The sequence below is a fragment of the Domibacillus sp. F004 genome (assembly GCF_057814295.1).
Genome location: NZ_JBVATB010000038.1, coordinates 1 through 326, shown reverse-complemented (window position 1 = coordinate 326; position 326 = coordinate 1). Strand labels below are relative to the sequence as shown.

The window sequence follows — 326 nt, the reverse complement described above, 5'->3', positions numbered from 1 at the left end:
ACTACTTACATACTTCGTTCCATCCGTTCCAGATGTCACATCTTTTGTACTTCCATCTCCCATTGATGCCGTTACATCTAACTGTTGGGTCGCGCCTGCTGCTAGCGTTACAGTGGTTGGATTTACACTTATACTCTTTACTTTAGTTGCCGGATTGTCTTGAATGGTTATGAGCACACTCTTACTCAGTCCACCATTCGTCACTGTAATTCTCACACCTGCTCCACTTGTCGCTGTTGATGGGATGGAAATCAATCCATTCCCATCTACTGTGGCTAATCCTGTTGAACTACTTACATACTTCGTTCCATCCGTTCCAGATGTCA

Annotated in this window: 1 protein-coding gene; it reads right to left on the bottom strand. The window is 44.2% G+C overall.

The features are described 5' to 3' along the window. Nucleotides 1-326, bottom strand: a 326-nt coding sequence (locus tag ACZYRN_RS19330) for an Ig-like domain-containing protein (RefSeq protein WP_488913192.1), incomplete at both ends; no start/stop codon positions are given.